Source organism: Nocardia sp. CA-120079, assembly GCF_050955745.1.
In the GTDB taxonomy this organism is placed as follows: domain Bacteria; phylum Actinomycetota; class Actinomycetes; order Mycobacteriales; family Mycobacteriaceae; genus Nocardia.
This window is the reverse complement of sequence record NZ_CP192088.1, coordinates 1,816,710-1,829,996: the sequence shown is the minus strand read 5'-3', so window position 1 is coordinate 1,829,996 and position 13,287 is coordinate 1,816,710. Positions and strand designations below refer to the sequence as shown.

14 protein-coding genes are annotated in these 13,287 nt (G+C 65.5%); 2 read left to right on the top strand and 12 right to left on the bottom strand.

The window, feature by feature from the left end:
- From mtrB to cofD, 12 genes are all read right to left on the bottom strand, one after another.
- Positions 1–1,896, bottom strand: a complete 1,896-nt coding sequence (gene mtrB / locus ACQPYR_RS08420; RefSeq protein ID WP_433635062.1) for an MtrAB system histidine kinase MtrB — start codon at positions 1,894–1,896, stop codon at positions 1–3.
- Between the two features lie 118 nt (positions 1,897–2,014).
- Positions 2,015–2,692: an MtrAB system response regulator MtrA gene (gene mtrA / locus ACQPYR_RS08415; RefSeq protein ID WP_062984230.1), complete on the bottom strand. Its 678-nt coding sequence runs from the start codon at positions 2,690–2,692 to the stop codon at positions 2,015–2,017.
- A gap of 78 nt (positions 2,693–2,770) precedes the next feature.
- Positions 2,771–3,418, bottom strand: coding sequence for a dTMP kinase (locus ACQPYR_RS08410; protein WP_433629607.1), 648 nt, complete (start codon positions 3,416–3,418; stop codon positions 2,771–2,773).
- A gap of 101 nt (positions 3,419–3,519) precedes the next feature.
- Complete coding sequence (gene ahcY, locus ACQPYR_RS08405) at positions 3,520–5,004, bottom strand: adenosylhomocysteinase (protein WP_433629604.1); 1,485 nt, start codon at positions 5,002–5,004, stop codon at positions 3,520–3,522.
- Between the two features lie 69 nt (positions 5,005–5,073).
- Complete coding sequence (locus ACQPYR_RS08400) at positions 5,074–6,144, bottom strand: alkane 1-monooxygenase (protein WP_433629601.1); 1,071 nt, start codon at positions 6,142–6,144, stop codon at positions 5,074–5,076.
- Between the two features lie 278 nt (positions 6,145–6,422).
- Positions 6,423–7,043: a TetR/AcrR family transcriptional regulator gene (locus tag ACQPYR_RS08395; RefSeq protein ID WP_433635061.1), complete on the bottom strand. Its 621-nt coding sequence runs from the start codon at positions 7,041–7,043 to the stop codon at positions 6,423–6,425.
- Between the two features lie 39 nt (positions 7,044–7,082).
- Positions 7,083–7,265 carry a rubredoxin gene (locus tag ACQPYR_RS08390; RefSeq protein WP_063047281.1) on the bottom strand — a complete coding sequence of 61 codons (183 nt, stop codon included), beginning with the start codon at positions 7,263–7,265 and terminating at the stop codon, positions 7,083–7,085.
- On the bottom strand, positions 7,262–7,435 hold the full coding sequence (locus tag ACQPYR_RS08385) for a rubredoxin (RefSeq protein ID WP_387296978.1): 174 nt from the start codon (positions 7,433–7,435) through the stop codon (positions 7,262–7,264). The genes ACQPYR_RS08390 and ACQPYR_RS08385 overlap by 4 nt, the downstream gene beginning before the upstream one ends.
- 70 nt (positions 7,436–7,505) lie before the next feature.
- Positions 7,506–8,744 carry an alkane 1-monooxygenase gene (locus ACQPYR_RS08380; protein WP_433629598.1) on the bottom strand — a complete coding sequence of 413 codons (1,239 nt, stop codon included), beginning with the start codon at positions 8,742–8,744 and terminating at the stop codon, positions 7,506–7,508.
- Positions 8,745–8,955: 211 nt separating this feature from the next.
- The gene (locus tag ACQPYR_RS08375; protein ID WP_433629596.1) at positions 8,956–9,471 is read right to left on the bottom strand and encodes an NUDIX hydrolase; all 516 of its coding nucleotides are present in this window, start codon (positions 9,469–9,471) and stop codon (positions 8,956–8,958) included.
- 76 nt (positions 9,472–9,547) lie between these two features.
- Positions 9,548–10,912 carry a coenzyme F420-0:L-glutamate ligase gene (locus ACQPYR_RS08370; RefSeq protein WP_433629593.1) on the bottom strand — a complete coding sequence of 455 codons (1,365 nt, stop codon included), beginning with the start codon at positions 10,910–10,912 and terminating at the stop codon, positions 9,548–9,550.
- Positions 10,909–11,916 carry a 2-phospho-L-lactate transferase gene (gene cofD / locus ACQPYR_RS08365; protein ID WP_433629590.1) on the bottom strand — a complete coding sequence of 336 codons (1,008 nt, stop codon included), beginning with the start codon at positions 11,914–11,916 and terminating at the stop codon, positions 10,909–10,911. Before cofD ends, ACQPYR_RS08370 begins: the two co-directional genes overlap by 4 nt.
- A 528-nt stretch (positions 11,917–12,444) precedes the next feature.
- Here cofD and ACQPYR_RS08360 point away from each other — a divergent pair.
- Positions 12,445–12,678, top strand: a complete 234-nt coding sequence (locus ACQPYR_RS08360; RefSeq protein ID WP_029901515.1) for a WhiB family transcriptional regulator — start codon at positions 12,445–12,447, stop codon at positions 12,676–12,678.
- A 60-nt stretch (positions 12,679–12,738) separates the two neighbouring features.
- Positions 12,739–13,218, top strand: a complete 480-nt coding sequence (locus ACQPYR_RS08355; protein ID WP_330249994.1) for a metallopeptidase family protein — start codon at positions 12,739–12,741, stop codon at positions 13,216–13,218.
- The last annotated feature ends 69 nt before the right edge of the window (positions 13,219–13,287 follow it).

Here is a 13,287-nt window from a genome sequence, read left to right as displayed (position 1 = left end):
TCATGACTGTACGTCCCCGCCGTCACCCGGCACGCTGTGCCCGGCCTGCTTCGGTTCGGTGGATTCGGTTTGCTCGGTCTCCGGTCCCGTGCCATTGGTGGGTCCGATCGAACCGACACCGTTCGAGTCCTTCGCGTCCGCCGCATCGGTGTCCGTCGTATCCGCGGATCCACCCGGGAGCGCTTCGCCACCGTTGGTCTCGACGCGGATCACCGGCAACTCGGTGACCGTGGCTTCGGCTTCCGACTCGTCGGCGGCCGGATCCCCGACCGGTTCCGGATCCACCCGCGGCGCGGGCAATGCCTTGCGCAGCACCGGTTCCAGCGGCAGTGGGCTGGCGCCCATCTTCTTGCCGCGCACCAGCGGCAGGGTGAGGCGGAAGGTCGCGCCGATACCGATTTCGCCCCACGCCTCGAGCTTGCCCTCGTGCAGATTGGCATCCTCGACGCTGATCGACAGACCGAGTCCGGTGCCGCCGGAACGCCGCATCCGCGACGGGTCCGAACGCCAGAATCGATTGAAGACCAACTTCTCCTCACCGGGCCGCAGGCCGACACCCTGATCGCGCACGATCACCGCGACCGCATTGGCCTCCAGATCGCCGCGCATCCGGATCAGCACCGGTTTGCCCTCGCTGTGGTCGATCGCATTGGCCAGCAGATTGCGCAGCACCCGCTCCACCCGCCGCGGATCGACCTCGGCGACCAGCGGCTCCTCCGGCATATCGATGACCACCTCGACACCGGATTCCTTGGCCAGATGCCGCACGGTGGAGATCGCCGCCCGCGCGCACATCCGCACGTCGAGCGATTCGACCTGCAGTTCGGCCACCCCGGCGTCGTGACGGCTGATCTCGAGCAGATCGTTGAGCAGACCCTCGAAGCGGTCGAGTTCGGTCACCAGCAACTCCGAGCTGCGGGCCAGCGCCGGATCGAGATCGTCGCTGCTGCCGTGGATCAGGTCGGCGGCCATGCGGACGGTGGTCAGCGGGGTGCGCAGCTCGTGGCTGACATCGGAGGTGAAGCGACGCTGCAGATTTCCGAATTCCGCCAACTCGTTGATCTGGTTGGACAGGCTCTCGGCCATCTCGTTGAAGGCCTGAGCCAGCCGCGCCATATCGTCCTCGCCGCGCACCAGCATGCGTTCCTTGAGCCTGCCGTCGGCGAAGCGGCCCGCGATCCGCGCGGCCGACCGGATCGGCAGCACCACCTGCCGGGTGACCAGTGCGGTGATCGCGGCCAACAGCACCAGCAGCACGACGCCGCCGATCAACATGGTGCCGCGCATCAGTGACAGGCTGCGCTCCTCATTGACCAGCGGGAAGATCAGGTAGATCTGCAGTGTCGGAATCTCTGCGCTCGGGCTGCCGATGATCAGCGCCCGGCCGTGATAGCCGTCCGGATCCGCGACCGTGGCGAACTGGTAGCTGACCTGGTTGCGCGCGACGAAGCGGCGCAGTTCCTCGGGCACCTCCTGGATCGGCCCGGTCGAGATCTGCTGCTGCGGGGTACCGCCGACAATGCTCAGCGCGGAATCGAAACTGCCTGCGACACCGGTGGATTGGCCGGTCCCGCCGCGGTTGGACAGCGCATTGCGGGCATCGATGAGCCGCTGCTGCTGGGTGCCGATATCGTGCACACCGGCGAGCTGGCTCTCCACCGTATTGCGGGCGCGATCCATCTCCTCGACCGCGCCGTTGATCTTCGCGTCGATCAGCCGATCGGTGATCTGACTGGTCAGCACCACGCCGAGGATCGTGATGACGATCAGCGACAGGGTGAGTGTGGACACGATGACGCGCAATTGCAGCGAACGCCGCCAAACATGGCCGAGTGCGCTGCCGACTTCCTTGAGCCAGGCGACCACCGGCGCGAGGGACCGTTCGAGGCGCTGCACCACACCGGGCGAGGCGGTCGAACGATCCGCGTCGCCACCGATCACGGCTTCGCCTCGCTGGCGCTCGGCTGCGCCGTTCTCGCGAACGCTGTGTCCTTGGTTCGCTCGCTGCGCTCGCTCACGGTGGTCCGGCCTTGTAGCCCACACCGCGGACGGTCAGCACGATCTCCGGATTCTCGGGATCCTTCTCCACCTTCGCCCGCAACCGCTGCACGTGCACGTTCACCAGGCGAGTGTCGGCCGCGTGCCGGTAGCCCCAGACCTGCTCGAGCAGGACCTCACGGGTGAAGACCTGACGCGGTTTGCGGGCCAGCGCGACGAGCAGATCGAACTCCAGCGGTGTCAGCGAGATCTGCGCACCGCCGCGGGTCACCTTGTGCGCGGGCACATCGATGACGATATCGGCGATGGAGAGCAGCTCGGCCGGCTCCTCCTCGGTGCGCCGCAGGCGCGCACGCACGCGGGCGACGAGTTCCTTCGGCTTGAAGGGTTTGACGATGTAATCGTCGGCACCGGACTCCAGACCGAGCACGACGTCGACCGTATCGGTCTTCGCCGTGAGCATCACGATCGGAACTCCCGAGTCGGCTCGCAGCACCCGGCACACGTCGATACCGTTCATGCCCGGCAGCATCAGGTCGAGCAGCACCAGATCGGGACGAATCTCCCGAACCGCCGCCAGCGCCTGCGTGCCGTCGCCGACCACATGCGGGTCGAACCCTTCCCCGCGCAAGACGATCGTCAGCATCTCAGCGAGTGCCATATCGTCGTCGACGACCAGAATCTTCGGCTTCATAAGTACTATGTTGTCATCTCTCGCGCTCGGAACGGGCCGCCACGCCAACACTGGTGCAATCCCGCCGCACATCCAACCTTATCCGGCAACAATTTCGACCAAACGAGTAGTCAGCGTCGCCGGATCGTCATCGGATCGGTATCTCGACCACGGCCCGTACCAGTCCCGTTCGGCCAGCTCACGGTACACCTCGCCGGTGCGTCGCTGTAGTCCGCCGTCGCGCTCGTAGGCATCGAGTGCGCGACTGTCGTCGAGTTCGCCACGCAGCCGGGCACGCTCGGCCGCGACCTCGGTCGGCACGTCCAGCAACAACTGCAGCGTCGGCACCGGCAACTCGAACCGGCCGAACTCCAATTCGCCCACCCAGCGCACGATTTCGCCGTCGGCCGACTGATGCAGGCGCGCAGCCGAATACGCGGCATTGGAGGCCACGTAGCGGTCCAGGATCACGATGTCGTTGTCGGCCAACAGCTTCGACAGGTCGTCGCGCGCCGCGGCCCGATCGAGTGCGAACATCAGCGCCATGCCGTGCACCGAATCGGCGAGATCGCCATGGCCGCCACGCAACGCCTCGGCGGCGAGATCCGCGTGCACGGACCGGTCATAGCGCGGAAACGCGAGTGTTTCCGCGCGCAGGCCCCGCGCGCGCAGGTTCGCGACGACACTGTCGATCAGCGTCCGCTTCCCGGCGCCGTCGAGGCCCTCGACCGCAATCAACACGCCCATGGCGAGCAGGCTACCGCCAGGCCACGGCACCGAACGACAGCGCCCCGCCGACCGGGCTCGGGCGGCGGGGCGCAGGTCTTTTCGGCGCTATCTGCGCCGGCTCAGTAGCGGTAGTGCTCGGGCTTGTACGGGCCCTCGACATCGACGCCGATGTACTCGGCCTGATCCTTGGTGAGCTTGGTCAGCGTGCCGCCGAGCGCCTCCACGTGGATGCGCGCGACCTTCTCGTCCAGATGCTTGGGCAGGCGGTAGACCTCGTTGTCGTACTCGTCCGGCTTGGTCCACAGTTCGATCTGCGCGATCACCTGGTTGGAGAAGCTGTTCGACATCACGAACGACGGATGTCCGGTCGCATTGCCGAGATTCAGCAGCCGGCCCTCGGACAGCACGATGATGGACTTGCCGGACTCCTTGAACGTCCACAGGTCCACCTGCGGCTTGATGTTCAATTTCGTTGCGCCGGAACGCTCCAGGGCCGCCATATCGATCTCGTTGTCGAAGTGACCGATATTGCCGAGGATGGCCTGGTCCTTCATCGCCTTCATATGGTCGAGAGTGATGATGTCCTTGTTGCCGGTCGAGGTGATGACGATATCGGCCTGGCCGATCGCCTGCTCGACGGTCACGACGTCGTAGCCGTCCATCAGCGCCTGCAGCGCGTTGATCGGATCGATCTCGGTGACCTGCACCCGGGCACCCTGTCCCGCAAGCGATTCCGCGCAGCCCTTGCCGACGTCGCCGTAGCCGCAGATCAGCACCTTCTTGCCACCGATCAAAACATCGGTGCCCCGGTTGATTCCGTCGATGAGCGAGTGGCGGGTGCCGTATTTGTTGTCGAACTTGGATTTGGTGACCGAGTCGTTGACGTTGATCGCCGGGAACACCAACTCGCCCGCAGCCGCGAACTGGTAGAGGCGCAGCACGCCGGTGGTGGTCTCCTCGGTGACGCCCTGCACCGATGCGGCGATCTTGCCCCACTTGGTCTTATCGGTTTCGAAGCGCTCGCGCAGCAGGTTCAGGAAGACCTTGTACTCGGTCGAGTGGTCCTCGTCCTCCGGCGGCACCAGGCCCGCCTTCTCGAACTGCGCGCCGCGCAGCACGAGCATGGTGGCGTCACCGCCGTCGTCGAGGATCATATTGGCCGGCTCGCCCGGCCAGGTCAGCATCTGCTCGGCGGCCCACCAGTACTCCTCCAGGGTCTCGCCCTTCCAGGCGAAGACCGGGGTGCCCTTGGGCTCGTCCACGGTGCCGTGCGCTCCGACGACGACCGCGGCGGCGGCATGGTCCTGGGTGGAGAAGATATTGCAGGAGGCCCAGCGGACCTCGGCGCCCAGCGCGGTCAGCGTCTCGATCAGCACGGCGGTCTGGATGGTCATGTGCAGCGAACCCGAGATGCGCGCACCCCGCAGCGGCAGCACCTCCGCGTACTCGCGGCGCAGTGCCATCAGACCGGGCATCTCGTGCTCGGCGAGGCGGATCTCCTTGCGACCGAATTCGGCCAGCGACAGGTCCGCCACCTTGTAATCGATGCCGTTGCGGACATCGGCGGTCAGGGACGTGCGTGCGGGAAGTTCTGAGGTCGTCATCTGCCTCTATCAGCCTCTCCTGGTTCGTCAGTACCGGGTCAAGGCTAACCGCTCACTACACCCGCCGGACTACGCGGTCACGCCATAGGACATCAGGATCCGACGGCGCTTACGCGGCTGGATATTCGCGAGGGTGATGTCGCCGCCGTAATGGGCCAGTACGCGGTGATCCATGATGTGTCGCCACAGCGGCGGGATGGCCGCGAACACGATCATGGACAGGTATCCGGCGGGCAGCTGCGGCGCCTGCATCGAACTGCGCAGGGTCTGGTAGCGGCGTCCCGGATTCGCATGGTGATCGCTGTGCCGCTGCAGATGGAACAGGAAGATGTTGGTGACCAAATGGTCGCTGTTCCAGCTGTCGCGCGGCGAGCAGCGCAGGTAAAGGCCGTTGGGGCGGCGGGCCCGCAGCAGTCCGTAGTGCTCGATGTAGTTCACCGTCTCCAGCAGCATGACGCCGATCACTGCCTGCAGCGCCAGATACGGCAGCACATGCCAGCCGAAGATCGCCAACAGCGTGCCGAACAGCACCACACTCATCGCCCACGCCTGCAGGACTTGGTTGTCCAGGCTGAACCAGCGTTTGCCCTTGCGGATGAGTCGCTCGCGTTCGAGCCGGATGGCCGAGCGGTATCCGCCGGAAATACTACGCGGCAAGAACTCCCAGAGCGATTCACCCATCCTGGCACTGGCCGGATCCTCCGGCGTCGCCACCCGCGCGTGATGGCCGCGGTTGTGCTCGACGAAGAAGTGGCCGTATCCGGACTGCGCGAGCGAAATCTTGGCCAGCCAGCGCTCCAGATGTTCGACCCGGTGCCCGAGTTCATGCGCCGCGTTGATGCCGATACCGCTGACGAACCCGAGAGTCGCTGCCAGCCCGAGCTTGTCGACCACTGCCAGCTCGTCGCCGGCCCACATGAGCGAGGCGATGACCAGGCCGACCAACTGGACCGGCAGGAACAGATAGGTGCACCACCGGTAGTACCGATCGTTGGACAACAACTCGTAATCCTCGTCGCGCGGATTGCTGCCGTCCACGCCGACGACCCAGTCCAGCACCGGGATGACGATCAATACGATGATCGGCCCGATCCACCAGAAGACCGGGGCACCGGTATGCAAGACCAGCTGCGATGGCAACAAAGCGATCGCAGGAGCGATCAGGCCGAGAACCCACAGATGGCGTTTGGGGTCGGGCGACCCCGCCGGTTTGCCAACCGTTTGCACGTTTGCCCCGCTAAATAAGTACCCGAACTCCGACGCTTGACAATACATACAGACCTTACGACCGTTACACAGCAGCGTGGCGTCGGAAGATGTCAATCGTTACATGCGTGGCGGTTGGCTTTTAAGCACCTTCATATGTAGCCATGATCAGGGCATACTCGCCGCAAACGGTCAAATTCCCAGCAGTGGGATCAACGCTGTTCGCGCGCGGCGAGAATCGCCTCGACGTACGGACTGAAGACGGCACTCAGTTCGGCGGGCGCATTGCGCCCGGCCGCGGGCGGGGTCGGGATATAGCTCAGCGCGATACGCACCAAAGCCTGTGCCAGCACGTCGGATTCGGCGGCCGTCGCCTGCACCCAGCTGTGCTCGAATGCGATGGACAGCCGAGCGGTCGCATGTTCGAGCAACGGCTCGGCATCAAGGGTGATGAGCCGCAACAGATCCAGCTTCACCTCACCGGCGACCAGCGACTCGACCAGCGGGTCGGCGGCGGCCGCCTGGAAGAAGTCGCGCAGCCCCTCTTCGAATGCGGCGCGCGCGTCGCCGATATTGCCGTCGATCGCGGAGCCGACATGATCGACCAGATCGTCGGCCAGGCGTAGCGCGTAGGACTGCGCAAGCCCGGCGCGCGAACCGAATTCGTTGTAGAGGGTCTGTCTGCTGACACCGGCGCGGGTGGCCACATCACCGAGGGTGATCTTGGACCAGTCCCGCTCGGTGAGCAGCTCGCGCATCGAATCCAGGACGGAGGTGCGCAGGAGTTCCCGCGCCGCCTCCTGATAGGAAACTCTGGGTCCGTTGCGCGGCATACCCGCGAGGTTGTCACGGGTGGTTGCCGCAGTCAAAATTCACGACCGTTCGATCTCGACCATGTAGAAGTCGGCTTTGGCGGCGCCGCAGTCCGGGCAGGTCCAATCGTCGGGAATGTCGTCCCAACGGGTGCCCGGCTCGATCCCGTCCTCCGGCCACCCCTTGGCCTCGTCGTACTCGAAGCCGCACTGGATGCACTGAAACAGTTTGTATTCCGTCATTTGGGAACCTCCATCGGTTCGAAGTCGATCTTCTCGCGCACGCCGCAGTCCGGACAGCACCAGTCGTCGGGTATCTTTTCCCACGCCGTGCCTGCCGGAAACCCTTCGTGCGGTGCGCCTTTCAGCTCGTCGTAGACGTAATCGCAGACGGGACAACGAAATCTGCTCATGCCTGCGCCTCGCTGGCGCTCGGCTCCGGCATGCGCAATGCGCGCTGGCACATGATTCGCTCGCTCATGATCACCCCTCCGATGCGGCCGTGCCGTAGCGCGCGATCACCTTGTCCCGCTTGGCCGGATGGATATTGGCACGGGTGATATCGCCGCCGTAATGCGCGAGCACCCGCTTGTCCATCACGCGCCGCCACAGCGGCGGGAAGTAGGCGAGCAGGATCATGCTGGCATAGCCGCTCGGCAGATTCGGCGCACCGTCCCAACTGCGCAGCGTCTGATAGCGGCGGGTCGGGTACGCGTGGTGATCACTGTGCCGCTGCAGGTGGTACAGGAAGATATTGGTGACGATGTGGTCGCTGTTCCAGCTGTGCACGGGAGCGGGCCGCTCGTACCGGCCGGATGCGGTGCGCTGGCGGACCAGTCCGTAGTGCTCGAGATAGTTGACCGCCTCCAGCAGGCTGAAGCCGACGACCGCCTGCAGGATCAGATACGGCAGCAGGCCGATCCCGAACACCGCGAGCAGGACCGCGAACAACGCCACCGACATCAGCCAGGCGCTGAGCACCTCGTTGCGCAGACTCCACGACTTCTTGCCCAGCCGATCCAGCCGGGTCTTCTCCAGCCGCCACGAGGAGATGAAGCTGCCGCGCACCGTGCGTGGCCAGAAGGCCCAGAACGATTCGCCGACACGGGAACTCGCGGGATCCTCGGGCGTCGCGACACGCACGTGATGGCCGCGGTTGTGCTCGATATAGAAGTGGCCGTAGCAGGACTGGGCCAGGGCGATGCGCGACAGCCAGCGCTCCAGATCGACCTTCTTGTGGCCGAGTTCGTGCGCGGTATTGATGCCGATGCCGCCGATCATGCCGATGGTGATGGCCAGGCCGATCTTGTCGATGATGTGCAGCCCGCCGTCGATGCCGAGCCAGCTCAGGTTGTCCGCAGTGATCAGGTAGCACCCCAAGATCAGCGTCGCGTATTGGAACGGCAGGTACAGGTAGGTGAGATAGCGGTAGTACTTGTCGTTCTCCAGGTACTCCATCACCTCGTCGGGTGGATTGTCGCCGTCCGGGCCGAAGAAGATATCGGCCAGCGGGATCACCACGTAGACCAGCACCGGGCCCAGCCAGAACGGCACTTGGGCCAGCCCGTGCCAGCCGAATTCGTTGAATGCCCAGATCAGCGGAAGGCCGATGGTGAAAAGGCCGGTCGGCGCGAACAACCCCCACAGCCACATGTATCGCTTGCGGTCGCGCCAATCGGTCGCTGCGGCCGGGCGGCCAGGCGCATGGGTTTCTGTGGACATCGTTGTCTCCTCATCCAAGCGGCACATCACATGTGATGCGCAGTACCACTTACTTGGACATTAGAGATCAACTTGTCTCCTGTCTAGACAAATTTATGAATTTGTAAACTCTGGCGGAAACGGCAAATCGGACAGCGCCGTGCACCCGATACGACGATCGCCGCGTCATCCCGTCGGGGGCGGGATGACGCGGCGATCGAGCTGTCGAGATTCAGCGAAGCAGAACGTCGGCGTTGTCGGGCAGTGCGTCGATCGGCCACCAGCGCAGATCGGTGGATTCATGGCTGCGGATCGGGACCGCACCGGGCGGCGCGACGATGCGGAACAGCAGGTCGAGGTGGCGGGTCGGGACGCCGAGCGAACAGGTGATCGGATGGGCCTGCGCGCCGTATAGTTCGGCATCCATGCGCAGGCCGGTCATGCCGGACTCCTCGGTCGCCTCGCGCAGCGCGGCACCGGCCACCGTCTCGTCACCCTCCTCGCAGTGCCCGCCGAGTTGGATCCAACGGCCGACCCGCGGGTGCAGCGTCAACAGCACCTCGCGCTCGTCGTGCGAGAAGACGACGGCAGAGGCCGTGATATGACCGGGTGCGTGCTCACGCAGACACCCGCGCGGTGCGGATCCGAGGAAGGCCAGCATCGCCTCGCGCAGCGAGGCATCGACCCCCGTCGGCTTCCACGCCTCCAGTAACCGCGTTGCCGAGGCGTGCAGCGAACTCGCGCTCACGACTGCGCCTCGCCGGCGCTCGGCTCCGCCGTGCGCGATTGCACGCTGTGTTGATGGTTCACTCGCTGACGCTCTCTCACAGTTCGACCAGGCCGGGGCCCGGCCCGAAGACCGGACGGGGGGTGAGTTCTTCGAGAGGGTGGCCGATTGCGATGGCGCCCAAGGGGTTCCAGTCGTCGGCAAGGCCGAGAACCGCGCGGGTGGTCTCCGGAGCGAAGATGGTCGAGCCGATCCAGCAGCTGCCGATGCCCTCGGTGGCCAGCGCGACGAGCAGGCCCTGCACCGCCGCGCCCACCGCGACGGTGAACATGGTGCGTTCGTTACCGCGCCGCCGCTCATCCGGATAGTCGTGTGCGCCGTCTGGCACGCAGAACGGGATGATCACCTCGGGTGCGTCGTGCAGGATGCGGCCGCGGGCGATGCGACGTTGCACCCGCTGCGGATCGAGACCGTCCGCGGTGAGGTCGGCCCGCCACCGCTCGGCCATGGCCTCCAACAGTTGCGCGCGCAGACCGGGCTTGCGGACCCAGACGAAGCGCACCGGACGGGTGTGATGCGGCGCGGGAGCGGTGAGCGCCTTCGCGACCGCGGCGCGGATGCGTTCGGGATCGACTGGAGTGTCGGCGAATTGACGGATCGAGCGACGCAGCAGCAACGCCTCGGAGCGCCCCTGCTCGATCGCCTCGGCCGTGCCGAGCCAGAACAGGTCATCGGTGCCGCCGCGCAGCAGATCCGCGGCGCACGAGCCGTCATCGGTGATCGGCAGCCCGCGCACCACCGCGACCGGAACACCACCCAGCTTGCCCTTCACCAGATCTGCGGCGGCGGCCAATTCGTCGGCCACCGCCACCTGGGTGACATGCAGTTCATTGCCCTGCCCGTCGACCGCACCCGCATAGTCGTGCAGCACCCGCAATCCGGCGGAGCCGATGGCGGTATCGGTCTGACCGTTGCGCCAGGCCCGGCCCATGGTGTCGGTGACGATCACCGCGACGTCCACCCCGAGCCGCTCGGACAGCGCGGTGCGCAAAGCCTTCGCACTCCCGTCCGGATCCGACGGCAGCAGCACGAGCTCACCCTGCTCGACATTGGATCCGTCCACCCCGGAGGCGGCCTGCACGATGCCGAGCTTGTTCTCGGTGATCAGCGTGCGACCCTTGCGCGCGAGTACGCGCACCGCCTCCTGCTCCACCAGCGCGCGGCGCGCGGTATCGCGCTCCTCCGGATCCAGCGGCGCCTCGACGATGCGGCCCTCGACCTTGGCGACGATCTTGCTCGTGACGACCAGGATGTCGCCGTCGACCAACCAGGGCGCGGCGGCGGCGATATGTTCGGCGAGATCGTCGCCGGGCCGGAATTCCGGCAGCCCGGTGATCGGCAGGATCCGCAACTCCCCCGCCGCGTGATCGGCCGGTTCCGTCAATGGCTCTTGCGTGGTCATTGCTTCACCTCGCTGACGCCGGCCAGGTCGAGCGCCTCCCGCACCATTTCGGCGGTGGTCGGCGGATCGGTCATCAATAGCGGCACGCTGCGCACTTCGACACCGGGCACATCCGCGGTGTCGGTGCTGTGGATCAGCCATCCGTCCAGGATGCCGGTGGCCGAGCGCGCGCCGTAGTGGCGCCCGATCGCCTCGGCGGTGGTTTCCACGCCGATCACCGAGAGACATTCATCGGCCATGCCGCGCAGCGGTTTCCCGTCGATCACGCCGGAGATGCCGATCACCTTGGCCTCGGTGGTGCGCAGTGCGCCGCGAATGCCGGGCACCGCGAGGATGGCGCCGATGCTCACCACGGGGTTGGACGGGGCCAATAGCACCGCATCGGCCTCGGCTATGATCTGTGTCACATTTGGCGCCGGTTTGGCGTCATCGGCCCCAATTGTGGCGAATCCGTGCGTCTGAATGTCCGCGCGGTAGCGAACCCACCACTCTTGGAAATGGATCGCGCGGCGTTCGCCAGGGTTGTCGGGGTCACTGACAACGACATGTGTTTCGCAGCGATCGTCGGTAGCCGGGATGAGTTTTACGCCCGGCTGCCACCGGTTGCACAACGCCTCGGTGACCGCGGAGAGCGGGTACCCGGCACGCAGCATTTCGGTCCGAACCAAGTGCGTCGCGATATCGCGATCCCCCAAACCGAACCAATCGGGTTGGGCATGATATTTGGCCAGTTCTTCCTTGGCGTGCCAGGTTTCGGCGACCCGGCCCCAACCGCGTTCGGTATCGATTCCACCGCCGAGGGTGTACATGCAGGTATCGAGGTCGGGGCAGATCCGGAGGCCGTGCATCCAGACGTCGTCACCGACATTGACGATGGCGGAAACATCCGCGTTGGGCAGTAGTTCCCGGACGCCCTGAAGGAAGCGCGCGCCGCCGACCCCGCCAACCAGGACGGCGATCTTGGGCCCACTTGCGGGAGCGGTGTCCGCTTGTTGTGGAGTCACATCGACACAGCCTATGCGCTGCCGGAGCGGCCGCGCTTCGCACCATATTTGCCGGTCATTTGCTATTCCGCGTTCAAGATCAGCAACGGAAAGCGGTAGCGGATAGTAACGGAATTGCGACGGCGGCTTGACCATCGACACGTCCGGCGTGTCTAATCACAGTCATGTCATTTCGGGTTCGCGCGAGAGTTCAAGGCGCGGACAGCTTTTCGAACAAGTGTTCGCACCGGAGTGACAAGCTCGGGGATGTCCGCGGGACAACGTCGCGGGGTACGGCCGTCGGTGTGCGTGTTGGTCCGACGGAAAGAATCAATCTGCGCTAACACACAGTGAGGAGGCGGAGCGATGGCCAATGAGCTGGCCCCTTCGGGCATGCCGGGCGGCGTATCGCAAACCGATTCCACAGCAGGCGCAGCACGTGGCGTCTGCGCAGAGATCGGTCGGATCGAACCGGACCGGATCGGGCCTGAGATGACCGACGGAGTGACAGCACCCCGGCTCAGCTTGGTCGTGACGGGCTTCGACGAGATGTTCGAATCGATCGAAGAGCAGTGGCAGGAACGTGCCCTGTGCGCACAGACCGATCCGGAGGCGTTCTTCCCCGAGAAGGGCGGCTCGACCCGTGAGGCCAAACGGATCTGCATGGGCTGCGAGGTACGCGACGAGTGCCTGGAATACGCGCTCGCACACGATGAACGCTTCGGCATCTGGGGCGGCCTCTCCGAACGGGAGCGGCGCCGCCTGAAGCGCGGCATCGGCTAGAACTTCGCGTCGGCCCGCCTCGGGTGCACATAGCAGAGGCGGGCTGACTAAGTTTTAGTCATGGCCCGTTCACGTAATCGTCGTCCACCGACCGCACGATCGGTGATCCGTCGTGGACGCGGGGTGCGCGGGCCGATGCTCCCGCCGACGGTGCCTGCCTGGCGCACCAGGGGGCAGCAGTTCGACCGGCTGGTCCTCGAGGCCTTCGCGCCCTTGGACACCCGGTGGCACGATCGACTCACCAAGCTCGATATCGCTGTCGACGATGTGCCGAAAATCCGTCCGCTGCACCCGGATTCGGTCACCTGGCCGGACGAGGTGGTGGCCGACGGACCGGTGCCGCTCTCGCGACTCATTCCGGCCGGTGTGGACCGGCACGGGGTGGCCACCCGCGCCCGAGTTGTGTTGTTCCGCAAGCCACTCGAACTGCGCGCGGGCGATCCCGACGATCTGGTCGATCTACTGCGCGAGGTCCTCGTCCAGCAGATCGCCACCTATCTCGGCGTCGATCCGGACCTCATCGATCCCGAAGGCGCGTGACGAACACGCCGCCAGCGGGGATGAACTCGCCCGAAAACGCCGAATCCTTAGCGTGTCTGAGCACATCGC

Excerpts from the sequence above, each read along its gene's own strand:
- ACQPYR_RS08360 (WP_029901515.1), top strand. The coding sequence starts at position 12,445 with ATGTTCGAATCGATCGAAGAGCAGTGGCAGGAACGTGCCCTGTGCGCA.
- ACQPYR_RS08380 (WP_433629598.1), bottom strand. The coding sequence starts at position 8,744 with ATGTCCACAGAAACCCATGCGCCTGGCCGCCCGGCCGCAGCGACCGAT.
- ACQPYR_RS08410 (WP_433629607.1), bottom strand. The coding sequence starts at position 3,418 with ATGGGCGTGTTGATTGCGGTCGAGGGCCTCGACGGCGCCGGGAAGCGG.
- ACQPYR_RS08370 (WP_433629593.1), bottom strand. The coding sequence starts at position 10,912 with ATGACCACGCAAGAGCCATTGACGGAACCGGCCGATCACGCGGCGGGG.
- ACQPYR_RS08395 (WP_433635061.1), bottom strand. The coding sequence starts at position 7,043 with ATGCCGCGCAACGGACCCAGAGTTTCCTATCAGGAGGCGGCGCGGGAA.
- ACQPYR_RS08385 (WP_387296978.1), bottom strand. The coding sequence starts at position 7,435 with ATGAGCAGATTTCGTTGTCCCGTCTGCGATTACGTCTACGACGAGCTG.
- mtrA (WP_062984230.1), bottom strand. The coding sequence starts at position 2,692 with ATGAAGCCGAAGATTCTGGTCGTCGACGACGATATGGCACTCGCTGAG.
- ACQPYR_RS08390 (WP_063047281.1), bottom strand. The coding sequence starts at position 7,265 with ATGACGGAATACAAACTGTTTCAGTGCATCCAGTGCGGCTTCGAGTAC.
- ahcY (WP_433629604.1), bottom strand. The coding sequence starts at position 5,004 with ATGACGACCTCAGAACTTCCCGCACGCACGTCCCTGACCGCCGATGTC.
- ACQPYR_RS08355 (WP_330249994.1), top strand. The coding sequence starts at position 12,739 with ATGGCCCGTTCACGTAATCGTCGTCCACCGACCGCACGATCGGTGATC.